Below are 17,083 nucleotides of genomic sequence, written 5' to 3' on the forward strand. Positions count from 1 at the left end.
ATAGCCTTACCTCCGGTAACCTTACTCCAGAGTAAGCATGTTTGCCCCCACCACTGCTTCGTCCGGAACCAGGAGTTGGCATGGCCGACCGCTATCTACGCCTCACGGGTACCGCGCCCGGCCGCTTCCTCACCCGCCGGCTCGGGCTGCCACAGCCCGCGGCGCTGGCCCGCTGGTCCCCCGAGCACCCCGCCCTGGACGGCGGCCTGCGCCTGCTGACGGCCGGGACGTCCGGCCTGGACCCGGCACCGGTCCTCGCCCGCACGGGACTGGGCCCGGCCGGGCAGGACCGGGCGGCCGCCGTCGTCCTGGACGCGACCGGGGTGCGGGACGTCGAGGACCTGGCCGAGGTGCACGCGGCGCTGCACCCGGTCGTGCGGTCGATCGCCCCGAGCGGCCGGGTGCTCGTGCTCGGCGCCCCCCTCGACCCGGCCGACCACCACCAGGCCGCGGCCCAGCAGGCCCTGGAGGGCTTCACACGCTCGCTCGGCAAGGAGATCGGCCGGGGCAGGACGGTGAACCTGGTCCGGCTGACGGACGCGGCCGCAGCGGAGTCCACGCTGCGTTTCCTGCTGTCGCCGAAGTCGGCGTACGTCAGCGGCCAGGTGATCGAGGTGGGACCGGTGCACGCGCCCCCCGCCGGCCTGGACTGGGACCGTCCGCTGGCCGGCCGCACCGCCCTGGTCACCGGAGGCGCCCGGGGCATCGGCGAGGCCGTGGCCGGGACGCTCGCGCGGGACGGGGCCCGGGTCGTCGTCCTCGACGTGCCGCAGGCCGAGCAGGACGCCCGGCGCGTGGCCGACCGGATCGGCGGTACCGCGCTGCCGCTCGACATCACCGCCGCCGACGCGGGCGCGCGCATCGCCGAGGCCCTCCCGGACGGCCTGGACCTGCTGATCCACAACGCGGGCATCACCCGTGACCGGCGCCTGGTGAACATGCCGGCCGAGCGCTGGACCGCCGTGCTGGAGGTGAACCTGGCGAGCGTGCTGCGCACCACGGACGCCCTGCTGAAGGCGGGGACGCTCCGGCGCGGCGGCTCCGTCGTCGCGACGGCCTCGATCGCCGGTCTCGCCGGGAACGCGGGCCAGACGAACTACGGGGCGAGCAAGGCGGGCGTCGTCGGTCTCGTCCGCTCCCTCGCCCCGCGCGCGCTCGCCGAGCACGGTGTGACGGTGAACGCGGTGGCGCCCGGTTTCATCGAGACGACGATGACGGCCGCGATCCCGCTGTTCATCCGCGAGGCGGGCCGCCGGATGAACTCCCTCGCACAGGGCGGCCTCCCGGCCGACGTCGCCGAGACGACCGCCTGGCTCGCCCACCCCGCCTCGGCCGCGGTCAACGGGCAGGTCGTGCGGGTCTGCGGCCAGAGCCTGCTGGGGGCCTGATGACCGCCACCGCGCTCGTCCTCACCGAAGCCCCCTCCCTCGCCCCGCTGCTGGCCCGCGGTGCCCTGCTGTCCCCCTTCAAACGGCCCTCACCGGAGGCGGGGTTCCCGCGCGCCCGGCTCGTGCTGCCCGGCCTGCGCGTCGACCTCGCGCGGCTGGCGGCGTACGAGCGGGTGTGCGGCTTCCCCACCGGGGAGGACGCGCTGCCCGTGACCTATCCGCACGTGCTGGGCTTCCCGCTGGCCATGCGGCTGATGAGCGGGCGGGACTTCCCGCTGCCGCTGCTGGGACTCGTCCACACGTCGATCACGATCACGCGGCACGCGCGGATGCCCGCCACCGGCGCGTACGAACTGGCCGTGCGCGTCGCGGGGCTGGCCGCGCACCGGCGCGGCACGCAGGCGACGGTCGTCACCGAGGTGCGCGCCGGCGGTGACCCGGTGTGGGAGTCGAGCAGCACGTACCTCGCCCGCCACGGCACCGGGCGCCCCGCCGGGACCCGTGCGGCGGAGGAGGCACACAGGCCGCTCTCCGCCGTCGCCGAGTGGCGGCTCGCCGGGGACGTCGGGCGCCGCTACGGGGCCGCGTCCGGGGACCGCAACCCGATCCACCTCCACCCGCTCACCGCCCGGCTGTTCGGCTTCCCCCGGGCCATCGCGCACGGCATGTGGACGGCGGCCCGCTGCCTCGCCGCCCACGGCACGCCGGACTCCTGCCACGTCCGTGCGGACTTCAGGGCACCGGTGCTGCTGCCGGGGACGGTGACCTACGCGGCGGAGGACACCCGCTTCGAACTGCGGGGCGGGGACGACCGGGTGCACGTGAGCGGGGAGGTCCTGCCCGGCTGAGGAAGGACCCGCCGCCCGCCTACCCGGTGGCGGTGTCCGCCCCGTCCTCCGGAGGCGACCAGGGCCGGCCCTCCATGAGGTCGCCGAGACCGGCCCAGGCGAAGTTCATCAGGGTCGCGGCGGCCTGCCGGGCCGTGACGCCGTCGCCGGCGTTGGCCCAGGCCGCGAGGGACTCGGCGGCGCCGACCAGGGCCTCGGCGAGCCCGGCGACCTCGCGCTCGGGCAGGTCGGGGTCGCGGTGCGCCTCGCGGGCGCCGGCCAGGATGAGCTGCGTCACGAACGCGACGATCTCCTCGCGCATCGCGGCGATTTCGGCGGCGAAGGGCTCGCCGTGCGTACGGGCCTGGAGGTGCAGGATCGACCAGGCGTCGGGGTTCTGGGCGGTGTGCGCGAAGAACGCGCCGAGGCCCTCCCAGAGTTGCCGGTCGGCGGGCAGATCCCGCCGGACACCGGCGCGCACCGCCTCGACGAGGGCCTTGGCCTCCCGGCGGATGCAGGCGGTGAAGAGGTCTTCCTTGGAGTTCAGGTACAGGTAGACCAACGGCTTGGACACGCCCGCCAGTTCGGCGATCTCGTCCATCGAGGCGGCCATGTAGCCGCGTTGGCCGAAGATGCGCACGGCGGCGTCCAGCATCTGCTGTTCACGGACCGCACGCGGCATCCGCTTCGTCTTCACGGCACCCATACCGCTTAGCGTACGGGCCCCCGGCCGCCCCTCCGCCGGAAGAACCGGAGGAGGGGCGGCCGGGGGCCCGTCACGTCAGTGCGTCCGGCGGGTCAGGCCGCGGCGGGCACCCGCTCGGGCTGCGCGTCGCGCGGCTCGTCCTCCACCGCGAGGGCGGATCCGTGGGCCGTGGCGTAGGCGTCACGGTCGAGCAGGTTCTCGCGGGCCGAGACCAGGACGGGGATCAGCGCCTGCCCGGCGACGTTGGTCGCGGTGCGGATCATGTCCAGGATCGGGTCGATCGCGAGGAGCAGGCCCACGCCCTCCATCGGCAGGCCGAGGGTGGACAGGGTCAGGGTCAGCATGACCGTGGCGCCGGTCAGACCGGCCGTGGCGGCGGAGCCGACCACCGAGACGAACGCGATCAGCAGGTAGTCGCCGACGCCCAGCTGGATGTCGAAGATCTGGGCGACGAAGATCGCGGCGATGGCCGGGTAGATCGCGGCGCAGCCGTCCATCTTGGTCGTGGCGCCGAACGGCACCGCGAAGGAGGCGTACTCCTTCGGCACGCCGAGCCGCTCGGTGACCTTCTGCGTCAGCGGCATGGTGCCCACGGACGAGCGGGAGACGAAGGCCAGCTGGATCGCGGGCCAGGCGCCCTTGAAGAACTGGACCGGGTTGACCTTGGCGACGACCGCGAGGAGCGTCGGGTAGACGCCGAACATCACGATGAGGCAGCCGACGTAGATGTCGGCGGTGAAGGTCGCGTACTTGCCGATCAGGTCCCAGCCGTAGGTGGCGATGGCGTAGCCGATCAGGCCGATGGTGCCGAGCGGGGCGAGCCGGATGACCCACCACAGGGCCTTCTGCAGCAGGCTGAGGACGGACTCGCTCAGGGTGAGGATCGGCTGGGCCTTCTCGCCGAGCTTCAGGGCGGCGATACCGGCGACGGCGGCCATGAAGACGATCTGCAGGACGTTCAGCTCGGTGAACGGCGTGATGACGTCCGTGGGCACGATGCCGGTGAGGAAGTCGATCCAGGAGCCGGTGGTCTCGGGCTTCGCGCCGTCCTTGGGCGTGAGGCCGGTACCGGAGCCGGGGTTGGTCACCAGGCCGATGACGAGGCCGATGCTCACCGCGATCAACGAGGTGATCATGAACCAGAGGAGGGTGCGCGAGGCCAGGCGGGCCGCGTTGTTGACCTTCCGCAGGTTGGTGATCGACACCAGGATCGCGAAGAAGACGAGCGGGGCGACGGCCAGCTTCAGCAGGCCGATGAAGGTGTCACCGACCTTCTCCAGGGTGGTGACCAGCCAGGAGAGGTCCTGGCTGCGGGCGAGCCAGCCGAGCAGCACACCCAGGACGAGACCGGCGAGTATCTGGGCCCAGAAGGGCACCTTGAAGGACTTGGTGTGTGAGGACACGCGACTGACTCCGTTGGGGGGACGCGTAACGGCGGGGGAACTGACGTGGGAGACGACGGGGGTTGCGTTACGTCAGGGACGACAGAAAGCGGACGCGCACCGACAGAGATCCACGTGCAGCCGCGCCACGAGCGGAGCGCTCAGGGGCGAATGAGGCACGACTGCTGACTTCATACACAGACCTTAACACCTGAGCTTTGAGGACCCCAAAGCCTGGCTTTGACAGGTGACGGGACACACACACCCATACAAAGGCAAAGCGCCCCGTGTCCGCGCATGTGCGGAAAGGGGGCGCTGTTCGCCTGTGGAGGGACCTTACGAGGTCTGCCCCTGGGCCCGGGCGGTGTCGTCGGCGACGTCCTCCTGGTTGCGGTTGGCGTCCAGGCTGGCCTTCATCCGGTCGACCCGCTGGGCGACCTGGATGGACGCCCGGTCGCGCTCCTTGCGCAGCACGACGAAGCTGATCGGCGCGGAGATCAGCAGGGCGAGCAGCACGACCCACAGGCCGTTGCTGTCGCCGAGACCGCGCGGGGCGAGGCCCGAGTAGACGGCGCCCCAGACGACCACGAGGCAGCCCACGAAGACACCCAGGCGCATCAGCGTGTAGCGGAGCATCTCAATCCACTCTTCCGTTTCGAACGGCCGGAACACACCCAAAGGGGCACCGTCCAGTGAAGCACGCCGGACGGCCGATCTTGCAGGGGGGTCAGTGCAGCGGGAGGAGCATGATCACGTCGTCGCGGTCGTCCCCCGGCGCGACCCGGATGGCGCCCGGGATCCGGCCGACCTCCTTGTAGCCGCACGAGGCGTAGAACCGCTCCAGGCCGAGCCCGCCCCGGCAGGTCAGCCGGATCGCCTCGATCCCGTCGATCCCGCGGGCGGCCTCGGCGGCGGCGGCGAGCAGGTCCCTGCCGTGGCCCTTGCCCTGGTGCCGCGGGTGCACCATCACCGTGTACAGCCACAGCCAGTGCTTCATCAGGTGATGCGTGTTGAGGGTGAGGAACGCGGTCGCGGCGACCCGCCCGTCCTCGTCGTGCCCGGCGAGCAGCCGGACCCGCCCCTCGGCCATGGACGCGAAGTGCGCGACCAGCTGCGGCCGGATGTCCTCCCGCGTCACCGGGGGCACGAAGCCGACGGCCCCGCCGGCGTTGGAGACGTCGGTCCACAGCTCGAGGATGCCGTCGCGGAGCTCCGGGGTGACGGCCGGATCCAGCGTGAAAGTAAGGGGCATGCAGGGATTGTAGCTATTACGACAGGGTTCGCGCCGCCACCTTCAGATCCGACACCAGGCCCTGGTAGGCCGCCTCCCGGTCGTCGGCCCGCAGCACCGCCGAGGGATGGACGGTGGGCACGAGCCGCTCCGGCCGCCCGTGGATCTCCTCCTCCAGCACGGTCCCGCGCACCTGCGTCACCCGGAACGAGGACCCGAGCAGCGCCTTCCCGGCGGTGGCCCCCAGCACGACGATCAGCTCCGGCTCCACGACGGCCAGCTCCGCGGCGAGCCAGGGCCCGCAGGCGGTCGTCTCGCGCAGGGTCGGCGCCTTGTGGATCCGCCGCTTGCGCGGCTCGGCCTGTGTGAACTTGAAGTGCTTCACCGCATTGGTGACGTAGGCCTCGCCGGGGTCGATGCCGGCTTCGGCCAGGGCCCGGTCGAGCAGCTTGCCCGCCGGCCCCACGAACGGCTTCCCCTGCCGGTCCTCCTGGTCCCCGGGCTGCTCCCCCACGAGCATCACCCGGGCGTCCGTGTCCCCGTCACCGAAGACGACCTGGGTGGCGTCCCGGTGCAACGGGCAGCCACGGCAGCCGGCGGCGGCCCGGCGCAGGGCGGAAAGCCCGCCCCGGCCGGGAACGAAGGGCTCAGCGGTATAGGCGTCTTCCGGCGCCCCGGTGGCAACCATGCCGGCCGGGTACCCACCTCGGGGGCGCGGGGAACTGCGCGAGCAACCCCCACGCGCGGAAAGCCGCACTCACACCCGCATGGCCTGCGGGGCGTCGCGAATCGAAGGGTCGGGCCCCTCGTACTCCCGGATGATCTCGTACCGCGTATTCCGCTCCACGGGCCGGAACCCGGCGTCACGAATGAGGTCGAGCAAGTCCTCACGCGTCAGCTTGTTCGGCGTCCCGTAGTTGTCCGCGTCGTGCGTGATCTTGTACTCGACGACCGACCCGTCCATGTCGTCCGCCCCGTGCTGCAGCGCCAGCTGAGCCGTCTGCACGCCGTGCATCACCCAGAAGACCTTCACGTGCGGCACGTTGTCGAACAGCAGCCGCGACACCGCGAAGGTCTTCAGCGCCTCCGCCCCGGTCGCCATCTGCGTCCGGGCCTGGAGCCGGTTGCGGACCTTGCCGTCCTTCATGTCGACGAAGTCGTGCTGGTAGCGCAGCGGGATGAAGACCTGGAAGCCGCCGGTCTCGTCCTGGAGCTCGCGCAGCCGCAGCACGTGGTCCACGCGGTGGCGGGGCTCCTCGATGTGCCCGTACAGCATGGTGCACGGGGTCTTCAGCCCCTTCTCGTGCGCCAGCCGGTGGATCCGGGACCAGTCCTCCCAGTGCGTGCGGTGGTCGACGATGTGCTGCCGGACCTCCCAGTCGAAGATCTCCGCGCCGCCGCCGGTCAGCGACTCCAGACCCGCGTCGATCAGCTCGTCCAGGATCTCGGACGCGCTCATCCCGGAGATCGTCTCGAAGTGGTGGATCTCCGTGGCCGTGAAGGCCTTCAGCGACACGTTCGGCAGCGCCGCCTTCAGCTCGCGCAGCGACCGCGGGTAGTACCGCCACGGCAGGTTCGGGTGCAGGCCGTTGACGATGTGCAGCTCGGTGAGGTTCTCCGACTCCATCGCCTTGGCGAGCTTGACGGCCTCCTCGATGCGCATCGTGTACGCGTCCTTCTCCCCCGGCTTGCGCTGGAAGGAGCAGTACGCGCAGGAGGCCGTGCACACGTTCGTCATGTTGAGGTGACGGTTGACGTTGAAGTGCACCACGTCGCCGTTCTTGCGCGTGCGCACCTCGTGCGCGAGGCCGCCGAGCCAGGCCAGGTCGTCCGACTCGTACAGCGCGATGCCGTCCTCACGGGTCAGGCGCTCACCGGCCCTGACCTTCTCCTCCAGCTCGCGCTTGAGCCCGAGATCCATGCCCACACCTTTCTACGGAGACGTCCCCCACCGTACGACTAGACCTCTTCGGGCAGTTCCCCGACCCGGTTCTCCCACTTCGTGGAGAGCACGATGGTGGTACGGGTCCGGGAGACGCCCTTGGTGCCGCTGAGCCGCCGGATGATCTTCTCCAGGCCGTCCACGTCCGCCGCCCGCACCTTGAGCATGTACGAGTCGTCACCCGCGATGAACCAGCAGTCCTCGATCTCCGAGAGGTCCCGCAGCCGCTGCGCCACGTCCTCGTGGTCCGTGGCGTCGGAGAGCGAGATGCCGATGAGGGCGGTGACGCCGAGGCCGAGCGAGGCCGCGTCGACGGTGGCCCGGTAGCCGGTGATGACGCCGGCCGCCTCCAGCCGGTTGATGCGGTCGGTGACGCTGGGTCCCGACAGGCCGACGAGGCGTCCCAGCTCCGCGTAGGAGGCCCGGCCGTTCTCTCTCAGGGCCTGGATGAGCTGCCTGTCCACCGCGTCCATTGCGATCGAAGCCTTCCGCTGAAGTTGTCTGTGGGTCCGATGAGTTCCGGTGTGCCCGCTCAGCCGGAGCGGTGTGCCCCGCCGCCGAGCTCACCTTGCCAACGGCGGTAGAGCGTGTGCGGCACGCCCGCCGCGTCGAGTACGCGTCCGGCGACGAAGTCCACCAGGTCCTGGATGTGCGTCGCGCCCGCGTAGAAGGCGGGTGAGGCGGGCACGACCGTCGCGCCCGCGTCGTCGAGGGTGACCAGGTGCCGCAGGGTCTGGCCGTTCAGCGGGGTCTCCCGTACGGCCACGACCAGCTTGCGGCCCTCCTTGAGGGTCACGCTCGCCGCCCGCTGCAACAGGTCCTTCGACAGCCCGAGCGCGACCCCGGCCACGCTCGCCGTCGAGGCGGGCACGATGAGCATGCCCTTGGTGGGGTACGACCCCGAGGAGGGCCCGGCGGCCAGGTCGCCGGCGCTCCAGTGCCGTACGGCGTCGAGCTCGACGGAGAAGGTGTCCGGCTTGCCGTCGGCGCCCCGGGCGAGCCATGCGCGCAGGTCGTCGCGCCAGTGGGCGTCCCGGAACGAGATGCCGGTCTCGTCGAGCAGGGTGAGCCGGGAGGCCCGGGACACCACGAGGTCGACGCTCTCGCCGGCGGCGAGCAGGGCCCGCAGCACGGCCGCGGCATACGGGGTGCCGGAGGCACCGGACACCCCTACGATCCAAGGCGTACGCGGCGTCTCGCCTGGCTTGACTGGGTTCACGACTCCGAGCCTATCCGGCGCAGCGGGGTGGGAACCGGCCCAGGGGTGCGGGCCGTTGCCCGGAGGGGACGAGCGAGCACTGGGGGTCGCCATGCCGGTTCCGCGACAAGGCTGGTCGGCGGGGGACCGCGCGCCGGCCGCGGGCAAGCTGATCTGGCCTGGGTGGCGCTGCTGTGGCTGCTGGAAGTGGTCGACGCGGCGACGGGTCACGCGCTGGACGGCTTCGGCGTCACCCCGCGCGACGCGTCCGAGCTGGCCGACGTCGTTCCGTCGGCCTTCGTCCACTTCGGCTTCGCGCATCTGCTGTCGAACACGCCGCCGCTGCTGGTCCTCGGCTTCCTGGCGGCCCTGTCGGGTCTGCGGCGCTTCCTGCTCGTCTGCGCGCTGATCGTCCTCGTGGACGGCCTGGGCGTGTGGCTGACATCCCCGGCGCACACGAACACGGCGGGCGCGTCCGGCCTGGTCTTCGGCCTGTTCGGCTTCCTCCTGGTCACCGGCTTCGTGGAGCGCCGCCCCTGGGGCATCCTCGCGGGCGTTTTGGTCGCCGCGGTCTGGGGCGGCTCGATCCTGTCGGGCCTGGCCCCCACCCGGACGGGCATCAGCTGGCAGGGCCACCTGCTGGGGTTGCTGGCGGGGGTGGGGGCGGCGTTCGCGCTGCGCCGCCGCCCCGCGAACCGAGCCCTCACCAGGGAGGACCGCCCTTAGTCGCGGTCGCGCGCCTTGCGGTCGACCGGCAGGTGGGTGGTGGGGATGATCAGCTTGCCGAGCGGGGAGTCGAGGGTGAGTTCGTGACCGTACGGAAGGGTGTCACGCCCGCGGTAGCCGTCGGGGCCGGGGTTCCACATGGTCACGAGGTGCCCTTGGAGTCCTCCAGCTTGCTGAGCTGCGAGTGCAGGCGGTCGATGTCCGAGACGGTCATGGCGGCCTCCTTGGGATCCTGCACCCGATGGTAGGCCGCACCGTAATCACACGGTCAGACCCCGCACGAGCAGATCCAGCAGCGCGCACACGAACAGGGCGATGCCGATGAAGCCGTTGACGCTGAAGAACGCCCTGTTCACGCGGGAGAGGTCGTGGGGGCGGACGATGGAGTGCTCGTAGAGGAACGCGGCGGCGACGATCAGCAGGCCCAGCCAGAAGAAGGCGCCCGCGCCCGTCGCGAGGGCGTACCAGACGAACAGGGCCGTCGTCACGGTGTGGCAGACCCGCGCGCCCCAGATCGCCGCCGGGATCCCGAAGCGCGCCGGGACGGACATCACGCCGATCTCGCGGTCGGTCTCCACGTCCTGGCAGGCGTAGATCAGGTCGAAGCCGCCGATCCAGACGCCGACGGCGAGGCCCAGTATCACCGCGTCCCACGACCAGGAGCCGGTGATCGCCAGCCAGCCGCCGATCGGGCCCATCGCCTGGGCCAGGCCGAGGATGGCCTGCGGGAAGTTCGTGAACCGCTTGCCGTAGGGGTAGACCACCATCGGGATCACCGCGATGGGGGCCAGGGCCAGGCACAGCGGGTTCAGCAGGGCCGCCGCGCCCAGGAACACCGCGAGGGCGATCAGCGCGCCCGTCCAGGCGTGCTTCACCGACATCGCGCCGGTCACCAGCTCGCGCTGCGCCGTGCGCGGGTTCCGCGCGTCGATCTCCCGGTCGATGATCCGGTTGACCGCCATCGCGAACGTGCGCAGGCCCACCATGCAGACGGTGACCAGCAGCAGCCGCCCCCAGTGGATGTTCCTGTCCCACTCGTACATCGCCGTGAGCGCGGCGATGTAGGCGAAGGGCAGCGCGAAGACCGAGTGCTCGATCATCACCAGACGCAGGAACGCCTTGGTGCGTCCCGGCTGCGGGATCGCGGCGGAAGCGGAGGTCACAGCCCGTACTCCTTCCAGCGGCGGTCCACCTTCGCCGCCGTCTCCGGGTCCGACTCGACCATGTCCGGCCAGCCGCCGTCGCGCGTGTAGCCCTCCTCGGGCCACTTCTTCGTCGCGTCGATCCCGGCCTTGCCACCCCAGAACTGCTGGTAGGAGGCGTGGTCCAGATGGTCGACGGGCCCTTCGACGATGCTCAGGTCCCGGGCGTAGTCCGTGTTGCCCAGCGCCCGCCAGGCCACCTCGTGCAGGTCGTGCACGTCGCAGTCGGAGTCGACGACCACGATCAGCTTGGTCAGCGACATCATGTGCGCGCCCCAGATGGCGTGCATGACCTTCTGCGCGTGCTTCGGGTACTTCTTGTCGATCGAGACGATCGCGCAGTTGTGGAAGCCGCCCGCCTCCGGCAGGTGGTAGTCCACGACGTCCGGCACGATGATCTTCAGCAGCGGCAGGAAGAAGCGTTCCGTCGCCCGGCCCAGCGGCCCGTCCTCCGTCGGCGGGCGGCCCACGACGATCGACTGGAGCAGCGGCCGCTTCCGCATCGTCACGCAGTCGATCTTCAGCGCCGGGAACGGCTCCTGCGGCGTGTAGAAGCCGGTGTGGTCGCCGAACGGCCCCTCGGGCAGCATCTCGCCCGGCTCCAGCCAGCCCTCGATCACGACCTCCGCCTGCGCGGGCACCTGGAGCGGAACGGTCTTGCAGTCGACCATCTCGATCCGCTTGCCCGCGAGGAACCCGGCGAACAGGTACTCGTCGATGTCCCCGGGCAGCGGCGCGGTCGAGGCGTACGTCACGGCGGGCGGGCAGCCGAAGGCGATCGCGACCGGCAGCCGCTCGCCCCGGCGCGCGGCCACCTGGTAGTGGTTCCGGCTGTCCTTGTGGATCTGCCAGTGCATGCCGATGGTGCGCTTGTCGTGGCGCTGGAGCCGGTACAGCCCGAGGTTGCGGACACCCGTCTCGGGGTCCTTGGTGTGGGTCAGCCCCAGGTTGAAGAACGAGCCGCCGTCCTTCGGCCAGGTGAAGAGGGCCGGCAGCTGGTCGAGGTCGACGTCGTCCCCGGTGAGCACGACCTCCTGCACCGGGCCGTCCTTCACCTTCTTCGGCGGCACGTGCGTCATCGCGCCGAGCTTGCCGAAGGCCTCCCGCACGCCGACGAACCCGTGCGGCAGCTCGGGCTTCAGCAGCCCGCCGATCCGCTCGGAGATCTCCGCGTACGACTTCAGGCCCAGGGCCTTCAGCAGCCGCCGGTCCGTGCCGTACACGTTCATCGCGAGCGGCATGCGCGAGCCGCGCACGTTCTCGAAGAGCAGCGCCGGGCCGCCGGACTTCTGCACCCGGTCGACGATCTCCCCGACCTCCAGGTACGGGTCCACCTCGGCCTTGATGCGCTTGAGGTCGCCCTCGCGCTCCAGCGCCCTGAGCAGGGAGCGAAGATCGTCGTAAGCCATGGGGTCCAGTATCCCCGAGCGGCTACGCTGGCCTGGAACCACCCACCGCTTTGCTGAGAGGCCGCGCATGCTCCGGGTACTGATGTTCCTCGTGCCGCTGGCGCTGAGCGTGTACGCGTTCATCGACTGCATCAGCACGAAGGACGACGACATCCGTCACATGCCCAAGCCGCTGTGGGCGATCCTCGTGCTGCTGTTCCCGCTCGTCGGGTCGATCTCCTGGCTGATCGCCGGCAAGAAGCGGACGCCGGCGGCGAGCCGTCCACGGCAGTGGGTGGCGCCGGACGACAATCCCGACTTCCTCAAGTCCCTCGACGAGGAGAAGCGGGACGAGGACCCCAAGCGGGACGAGCCGTAGCGCTCAGAGAGCGGCTGTGAACGCCGACCAGGCGGACCGGCTGACGACCAGGACCGGCCCGTCAGGGTTCTTGCTGTCGCGCACGGGGACGGTTTCGGGGAAACCGGGGGCTATTTCTATGCAGTTGCCGCCGTTGGCGTCGCTGTAGCTGCTCTTGACCCAGGTGAGCTGGTTCCGGTCCATGCTGCTCGTACCTCTCCATCGTCTCGCGGATCAGAGCGGCGGACTGGGAAGCCGACAGGGCGTCCGCCCTGAGCACATCATAGGTGTGGCTGTGCCTCGCGATGAGGGCTGGATTGTCGTTGAAATGGCCCTGATCCAGCGATTCCGAGTAGACCCACTCGTGCCCGTCGGGAAGCCTGATGAGGGACATGGATCCGCTGGGGCGAAACAGGCCGAGGCAGCCCGCCGGTGCGACCTGGACGCGGATATTGGGTCGCTTTCCCACGTCGAGCAAGTGCGCACACTGGTCCCGCATCACGGCCGCGCTGCCGATCATGTTGCGCAGGCAACTCTCGTCCAGCACAACGATGTAGAGCGGGCCTCCATCCGCCAGGAAACGCTGCTGGCGACTGAGTCGGGCTCGCACCCGCTCCTCCACCTCCTCCCCGCTGACGAGCAAGGAGAACAACGCGCGGGCGTAGTCCGCCGTCTGCAACAGCCCCGGCATGACACGCTCCTGGTACTCCCGAAGAGCGACCGCCTCCTCATCCATCTCGGCGCGCCGCCGGAACCAGTCGGGATGCTCCACCCGCGGGTACCAGTCGATCCTGGCCCACAGCCGCGCCAACACCCCACCCGTCGCCAGGAGTTCGTCGCACGTCTTCGCGAAGGAGTCCTGCGGCACCCGCGTACCGGCCTCCACGCGCGCCACGTGCGAGCGGTCGCACGGGATCTGCCGGGCCAACCCCTCCTGCGTGAGCAGCGCCGCCTCCCTGAAGTGCCGCAGCACCTCGCCGAACACGGCCGCCGTGCTCGCTCCCGACTCCGCCCCGCCGTTCCGTCGGCTCACGGCATCCCCCTCCGTGACAGTGCACCGGTGTCACACACAAAGCATTGAACCGGGTCGTTCCCGTACGCAACGCTCGGTACACACAGAGTTACGGAGGTGCGCGAAATGGAACCGGGAACGCTCGTCTACGACCCGCGGACGAACAGGGTCGGCGAGTATCGGGACAGAACCGGCCCGTACGCGATGCTGCGCCCGGTCGGCGGCGGCCGGGAGTGGCAGGCGGACCCGGCGCGGATCCGGGAGGCGACCCCGGACGAACGGCTCAGCGCGGGCGTGCGCGCGGCCAACGACCGTTCCCGGGAAGGGCTGCCGGCCGACCCGAACCGTCCTCCGCTGCCGGTGCGCGGGTGCGCGGCGTGCGAGGAGCTGTCGGTCCGGCGGGACCGGGCCCGGGCGGCGTTCGACGCGAGTGCCGTGACGGACGCGAACGTGCTGCTGCGCAAGCACCACCGTGAGGAGCACGGCGGGGAGCCGGCGGGGCGCCGGATCTTCCGGTACGTGCCGTACTCGATCGTGCAGGACCCGTCGGCCCTGCCCGAGTACCAGGCGTACTGCGTCTCGGGCGAGGACGCGGACTGCGGGGCGAGTTCGGGGCCGTGCCGGGAGCCCGGCGAGGTGGAGGAGTGGCAGCGCAGGCACACCCAGGAGACCCGGCACCTGCGCTACCGCCGCAGCTTCGCCGACTACGCGGTGCTGGAACGGCAGGGCGGCTGAGACCCGGGCCGGGCTCAGGAGCCGCCGGTCAGCTTCCGCAGCGCGGGCGGGAGCTGACCGGCGGACTCGGCGACGACGAGGCGGTACGCGCCGGTGCCCTCGGCGACCGCGACCGCGACGGCGGGGTCCACGCCCCGCACGGCGAACGCGGCCGTCGGGGCCGGGCTCCCCCCGTCGTCGCCGTCGCCGGGTGTGTCGTCGCAGGCCGGGCGGGTGGCGGGGCCGAGCGACCGGCCGAGCGGCACGTCGGTCTCCTCCCGGCCGAGGTAGGTACGGCCGTCGTACTCGACGACGTAGGCGCAGGAGGCCTCCGGCCGCGCGCCGCCGGCCGGGGACGCGGGCGCGCAGCCCGCGCTCAGCGGGGCGACGGCGGCCACCACCGGCAGCGACCATGTCAGCCAGGACGCCTTCATCGGTACGCCTCCTCCTGGAGCCCGCGCTCCGTCACGACGGTTACGCGACGAAGACGCGCGAGGAGCCGGAAACGTTCAGGTGCCGGGGGCGTTCAGGTGCCGGGTGCGCCCTGCGTCATGAGCTGCCCGCCGCCCGCGCCGCCCCGCGGGCCGAGGTCGATCAGCCAGTCGGAGGCGCGGGCGACGTCGGTGTTGTGCTCGATGGTGACGACCGAGTGCCCGGCGTCGACCAGGCGCTGGAGGACGTCGAGGAGGCGGGCGGTGTCGGCGGAGTGCAGGCCGGTCGTCGGCTCGTCGAGGAGGTACAGGGCGCGGCCCGTCGTGCGCCGGCCCAGTTCCTTCGCGAGTTTCAGGCGCTGGGCCTCACCGCCCGAGAGGGTGGTGGCGGGCTGGCCGAGCGGGAGGTAGCCGAGGCCCACGTCCGCCATGCGGCGCAGCCGGGCGGCGATCGGCGGCACGTCCCGGAACACGGTCAGGGTCTCGTCCACCGTCGCCTGGAGCACCTCGGCGATGTCGTGGCCCTCGTGGCGGACCGCCAGCACCTCCGGCCGGAAGCGGCGGCCCCGGCAGGTGGGGCAGCGTACCTCCACCGCCGGGAGGAAGTGCATGCGCACGGTGAGGACGCCCGCGCCCTCGCAGCGTTCGCAGCGGCCCCCGGGGACGTTGAAGGAGAAGTGACCGGCGGTGAGGGCGCCGCCGCTGCGGGCCGCGAAGAGCTCGCGGATCGGCGTGAACACGTCCGAGTAGGTCGCCGCGTTGGAGCGCGGGAGGCGGCTGACGGGTTCCTGGTCGATGACGACGGCCTTGGACAGGTGCTCGAAGCCGTCGATGCCGTCGTGCTCGGCGGGCGGGTCCCCGGCCCGGTGGAAGTGGCGGCGGGCGGCCCGGCCGAGGATGTCCAGCAGCAGCGTGGACTTGCCGGAGCCGGACGGCCCGGTGAGCGTCACCAGGCGGCGCAGCGGGATCCGTACGGTGAGGTCCTTGAGGTTGTGGGCGCGTGCTCCGCGGATCACGAGGGCCGTGTCGCTGTCGCCGCGCCGGCGCGAACCCGGCACGGACAGGCTCCCGGAGAGGTACGCGCCGGTCACCGAGCCCTCGGTGCGGGCGACCTCCTCCGGCGTGCCCGCCGCGACGATCCGGCCGCCGTCGCGGCCCGCGCCCGGCCCGACGTCGATCACGTGGTCCGCCGCGCGCAGCACCTCCAGGTCGTGCTCGATGACCAGCACGGTGTTGCCGAGGTCGCGCAGGCGGCGCAGGACGCCGACGAGGCGGGCGGTGTCGGCGGGGTGCAGGCCGATGGTCGGCTCGTCGAGCACGTAGAGCACGCCGGTCAGGCCGGAGCCGAGCAGGGCGGCCAGCCGCAGCCGCTGGGTCTCGCCGGCGGAGAGGCTGGGCGTGGCCTGCCCGAGGGTGAGGTAGCCGACGCCGACGTCCACCAGGCGCCGCACCCGCTCCTCCAGGTCGGCCACGACCGGTTCGACGAGCAGCCACTCGTCTCCGGCGGCCCGCTCCCGCAGGCCGGCCAGCCAGGTGCCGAGGCCGGTCAGCGGCAGCCGCGCGGCCTCCACGACGGTGAGGCCGTGCACGGTCACCGCCCGGCTCTCCGGCCTCAGCCGCGTTCCGCCGCACTCCTCGCACGGCTGCCGCATCAGGCCCTGCTGCTCGGCGCGTTCGCGGTACTCGGGGTCGTCGGCGCGCTCGTCGTAGCGGCGCAGCAGTGCCGTCGCGACTCCTTCGAAGCGGCCCGCCGACACCGTCTTCGGCGGCTCGGTGTCCGGGAAGTGCCGCCGGAACTCGGGGCTTTCGACGCCGTGGAGCAGCAGGTCCCGCTCCCGTGCGGTCAGTTCGCCGACGGGCCGGGCGGTGTCGAAGGTGAAGCCGTAGTGCGCCGCGGCGGCCCGCAGCTGCGGCAGGCTCCACTCGGTGAACTTCGCGTTCCAGCCGCGCACCGCGCCCCCGGCGACCGACTTCGCGCCGTCGACCAGGCGCTGCGTGTCGGGCCGGATCACCTCGCCCAGGCCGGTGCAGGCGGGGCAGGCACCGGCGGGCTTGTTGAAGGAGAAGGAGCCCATGACGAGTTCGGGCACGAGGGTGCCGCAGTGCGGGCAGGGCCGCTGCTCGGGCTCGGCGTCCTCGTCGGGTTCGGTGCCGTCGGCGTACGAGGGCGGGATGTCCTGCCCGCAGCCCGGGCACGGCCGCACCCCGACGCGCGACCAGAGCAGACGCAGGTAGGTGAACACCTCGGTGACCGTGCCGACCGTCGAGCGCGGGCTGCGGTTGGTGTGGTGCTGGTCGACGCTGATCGACGGGGACAGGCCGGTGATCGAGTCCACGGCGGGCTTGCTGACGAAGCCGGTGACCATGCCCAGCGACTCCAGGTACTGCCGCTGGCCCTCCCGGTGGAGGGTGTCGAAGGCGAGGGTGGACTTGCCGGAGCCGGACAGACCGGTCATGACGACCAGCTTGTTCTTCGGCACGGAGAGGGAGACGTTCCTGAGGTTGTTCAGACGCGCACCGGTGACATGAATGCAGGAGTCCATTCCTTCAAGTCTTCCATTGAACTCCGTTCTTGAGA

Annotated in this window: 20 protein-coding genes and 1 pseudogene; 5 read left to right on the top strand and 16 right to left on the bottom strand. The window is 71.6% G+C overall.

The features are described from left to right. Positions 1–80 precede the first annotated feature (80 nt). Positions 81–1,388 (top strand): 3-oxoacyl-ACP reductase, encoded by a 1,308-nt coding sequence (locus ACF07N_RS11195; RefSeq protein WP_392110878.1) that lies wholly within the window; start codon positions 81–83, stop codon positions 1,386–1,388. Next, positions 1,388–2,236: a MaoC family dehydratase gene (locus ACF07N_RS11200; RefSeq protein ID WP_392110881.1), complete on the top strand. Its 849-nt coding sequence runs from the start codon at positions 1,388–1,390 to the stop codon at positions 2,234–2,236. The genes ACF07N_RS11195 and ACF07N_RS11200 overlap by 1 nt, the downstream gene beginning before the upstream one ends. Positions 2,237–2,255: 19 nt before the next feature. Here the strand turns inward: ACF07N_RS11200 and ACF07N_RS11205 are convergent, their stop codons facing one another. The 9 genes from ACF07N_RS11205 to ACF07N_RS11245 all read right to left on the bottom strand — a co-directional run bounded on the left by ACF07N_RS11205 (position 2,256) and on the right by ACF07N_RS11245 (position 8,695). After that, positions 2,256–2,921 (bottom strand): TetR/AcrR family transcriptional regulator, encoded by a 666-nt coding sequence (locus ACF07N_RS11205; protein WP_392110884.1) that lies wholly within the window; start codon positions 2,919–2,921, stop codon positions 2,256–2,258. A 92-nt stretch (positions 2,922–3,013) separates the two neighbouring features. Then, positions 3,014–4,324 carry a dicarboxylate/amino acid:cation symporter gene (locus tag ACF07N_RS11210; protein WP_383336739.1) on the bottom strand — a complete coding sequence of 437 codons (1,311 nt, stop codon included), beginning with the start codon at positions 4,322–4,324 and terminating at the stop codon, positions 3,014–3,016. 72 nt (positions 4,325–4,396) lie between these two features. Beyond that, complete coding sequence (locus ACF07N_RS11215) at positions 4,397–4,498, bottom strand: putative leader peptide (protein ID WP_311241034.1); 102 nt, start codon at positions 4,496–4,498, stop codon at positions 4,397–4,399. A 141-nt stretch (positions 4,499–4,639) separates the two neighbouring features. Beyond that, a complete protein-coding gene (locus ACF07N_RS11220; RefSeq protein WP_365088672.1) occupies positions 4,640–4,939 on the bottom strand; it encodes a DUF4229 domain-containing protein in 300 nt (99 codons plus the stop codon). Positions 4,940–5,030: 91 nt separating this feature from the next. Further along, complete coding sequence (locus tag ACF07N_RS11225; RefSeq protein ID WP_392110889.1) at positions 5,031–5,555, bottom strand: GNAT family N-acetyltransferase; 525 nt, start codon at positions 5,553–5,555, stop codon at positions 5,031–5,033. Positions 5,556–5,571: 16 nt separating this feature from the next. Then, positions 5,572–6,222, bottom strand: a complete 651-nt coding sequence (locus ACF07N_RS11230; protein ID WP_392110892.1) for a UdgX family uracil-DNA binding protein — start codon at positions 6,220–6,222, stop codon at positions 5,572–5,574. 69 nt (positions 6,223–6,291) lie between these two features. Next, the gene (gene mqnE, locus ACF07N_RS11235; RefSeq protein WP_383336153.1) at positions 6,292–7,455 is read right to left on the bottom strand and encodes an aminofutalosine synthase MqnE; all 1,164 of its coding nucleotides are present in this window, start codon (positions 7,453–7,455) and stop codon (positions 6,292–6,294) included. Between the two features lie 38 nt (positions 7,456–7,493). Continuing rightward, positions 7,494–7,949, bottom strand: coding sequence for an Lrp/AsnC family transcriptional regulator (locus ACF07N_RS11240; protein WP_094056892.1), 456 nt, complete (start codon positions 7,947–7,949; stop codon positions 7,494–7,496). A 59-nt stretch (positions 7,950–8,008) separates the two neighbouring features. After that, positions 8,009–8,695, bottom strand: a complete 687-nt coding sequence (locus tag ACF07N_RS11245) for a UbiX family flavin prenyltransferase (RefSeq protein WP_383336152.1) — start codon at positions 8,693–8,695, stop codon at positions 8,009–8,011. 91 nt (positions 8,696–8,786) lie between these two features. On the opposite strand from ACF07N_RS11245, the pseudogene ACF07N_RS11250 reads away from it, so the two are divergent. Beyond that, positions 8,787–9,400: pseudogene (locus ACF07N_RS11250) on the top strand (rhomboid family intramembrane serine protease). Here ACF07N_RS11250 and ACF07N_RS11255 read toward each other — a convergent pair. From ACF07N_RS11255 to ACF07N_RS11265, 3 genes are all read right to left on the bottom strand, one after another. Further along, complete coding sequence (locus tag ACF07N_RS11255) at positions 9,397–9,546, bottom strand: hypothetical protein (RefSeq protein WP_392110896.1); 150 nt, start codon at positions 9,544–9,546, stop codon at positions 9,397–9,399. The pseudogene ACF07N_RS11250 and the gene ACF07N_RS11255 sit on opposite strands and share 4 nt — an antisense overlap. 114 nt (positions 9,547–9,660) lie before the next feature. Next, a complete protein-coding gene (mqnP, locus tag ACF07N_RS11260; RefSeq protein WP_392110899.1) occupies positions 9,661–10,563 on the bottom strand; it encodes a menaquinone biosynthesis prenyltransferase MqnP in 903 nt (300 codons plus the stop codon). Continuing rightward, complete coding sequence (locus tag ACF07N_RS11265) at positions 10,560–12,011, bottom strand: menaquinone biosynthesis decarboxylase (RefSeq protein WP_392110902.1); 1,452 nt, start codon at positions 12,009–12,011, stop codon at positions 10,560–10,562. Before ACF07N_RS11265 ends, mqnP begins: the two co-directional genes overlap by 4 nt. A gap of 67 nt (positions 12,012–12,078) precedes the next feature. Here ACF07N_RS11265 and ACF07N_RS11270 point away from each other — a divergent pair, with 67 nt between their 5' ends. Then, positions 12,079–12,369 (top strand): PLD nuclease N-terminal domain-containing protein, encoded by a 291-nt coding sequence (locus ACF07N_RS11270; RefSeq protein WP_383336147.1) that lies wholly within the window; start codon positions 12,079–12,081, stop codon positions 12,367–12,369. 3 nt (positions 12,370–12,372) lie between these two features. Here ACF07N_RS11270 and ACF07N_RS11275 read toward each other — a convergent pair whose 3' ends face one another. Further along, positions 12,373–12,483: a DUF397 domain-containing protein gene (locus ACF07N_RS11275; RefSeq protein ID WP_383337855.1), complete on the bottom strand. Its 111-nt coding sequence runs from the start codon at positions 12,481–12,483 to the stop codon at positions 12,373–12,375. Beyond that, complete coding sequence (locus ACF07N_RS11280) at positions 12,431–13,381, bottom strand: Scr1 family TA system antitoxin-like transcriptional regulator (RefSeq protein ID WP_392110905.1); 951 nt, start codon at positions 13,379–13,381, stop codon at positions 12,431–12,433. The genes ACF07N_RS11275 and ACF07N_RS11280 overlap by 53 nt, the downstream gene beginning before the upstream one ends. 105 nt (positions 13,382–13,486) lie before the next feature. Here ACF07N_RS11280 and ACF07N_RS11285 point away from each other — a divergent pair, with 105 nt between their 5' ends. Then, complete coding sequence (locus ACF07N_RS11285; RefSeq protein ID WP_392110908.1) at positions 13,487–14,095, top strand: hypothetical protein; 609 nt, start codon at positions 13,487–13,489, stop codon at positions 14,093–14,095. Positions 14,096–14,109: 14 nt separating this feature from the next. Here ACF07N_RS11285 and ACF07N_RS11290 read toward each other — a convergent pair whose 3' ends face one another. Both ACF07N_RS11290 and uvrA read right to left on the bottom strand, forming a co-directional pair. Continuing rightward, positions 14,110–14,508, bottom strand: a complete 399-nt coding sequence (locus ACF07N_RS11290; RefSeq protein ID WP_392110911.1) for a DUF6281 family protein — start codon at positions 14,506–14,508, stop codon at positions 14,110–14,112. Positions 14,509–14,600: 92 nt separating this feature from the next. Next, positions 14,601–17,048 (bottom strand): excinuclease ABC subunit UvrA, encoded by a 2,448-nt coding sequence (gene uvrA, locus ACF07N_RS11295; RefSeq protein ID WP_392110914.1) that lies wholly within the window; start codon positions 17,046–17,048, stop codon positions 14,601–14,603. Positions 17,049–17,083: the final 35 nt, after the last annotated feature.

The sequence above is a fragment of the Streptomyces sp. NPDC015242 genome, assembly GCF_043079125.1.
In the GTDB taxonomy this organism is placed as follows: domain Bacteria; phylum Actinomycetota; class Actinomycetes; order Streptomycetales; family Streptomycetaceae; genus Streptomyces.

Bases quoted from the DNA above. Each gene is read 5' to 3' on its own strand.
- ACF07N_RS11265 (WP_392110902.1), bottom strand. From the start codon at position 12,011: ATGGCTTACGACGATCTTCGCTCCCTGCTCAGGGCGCTGGAGCGCGAG.
- ACF07N_RS11195 (WP_392110878.1), top strand. From the start codon at position 81: ATGGCCGACCGCTATCTACGCCTCACGGGTACCGCGCCCGGCCGCTTC.
- ACF07N_RS11230 (WP_392110892.1), bottom strand. From the start codon at position 6,222: ATGGTTGCCACCGGGGCGCCGGAAGACGCCTATACCGCTGAGCCCTTC.
- ACF07N_RS11240 (WP_094056892.1), bottom strand. From the start codon at position 7,949: ATGGACGCGGTGGACAGGCAGCTCATCCAGGCCCTGAGAGAGAACGGC.
- ACF07N_RS11290 (WP_392110911.1), bottom strand. From the start codon at position 14,508: ATGAAGGCGTCCTGGCTGACATGGTCGCTGCCGGTGGTGGCCGCCGTC.
- ACF07N_RS11200 (WP_392110881.1), top strand. From the start codon at position 1,388: ATGACCGCCACCGCGCTCGTCCTCACCGAAGCCCCCTCCCTCGCCCCG.
- ACF07N_RS11215 (WP_311241034.1), bottom strand. From the start codon at position 4,498: ATGAAGTCAGCAGTCGTGCCTCATTCGCCCCTGAGCGCTCCGCTCGTG.
- ACF07N_RS11220 (WP_365088672.1), bottom strand. From the start codon at position 4,939: ATGCTCCGCTACACGCTGATGCGCCTGGGTGTCTTCGTGGGCTGCCTC.
- ACF07N_RS11205 (WP_392110884.1), bottom strand. From the start codon at position 2,921: ATGGGTGCCGTGAAGACGAAGCGGATGCCGCGTGCGGTCCGTGAACAG.
- ACF07N_RS11225 (WP_392110889.1), bottom strand. From the start codon at position 5,555: ATGCCCCTTACTTTCACGCTGGATCCGGCCGTCACCCCGGAGCTCCGC.
- ACF07N_RS11270 (WP_383336147.1), top strand. From the start codon at position 12,079: ATGCTCCGGGTACTGATGTTCCTCGTGCCGCTGGCGCTGAGCGTGTAC.
- uvrA (WP_392110914.1), bottom strand. From the start codon at position 17,048: ATGGACTCCTGCATTCATGTCACCGGTGCGCGTCTGAACAACCTCAGG.
- ACF07N_RS11285 (WP_392110908.1), top strand. From the start codon at position 13,487: ATGGAACCGGGAACGCTCGTCTACGACCCGCGGACGAACAGGGTCGGC.
- mqnE (WP_383336153.1), bottom strand. From the start codon at position 7,455: ATGGATCTCGGGCTCAAGCGCGAGCTGGAGGAGAAGGTCAGGGCCGGT.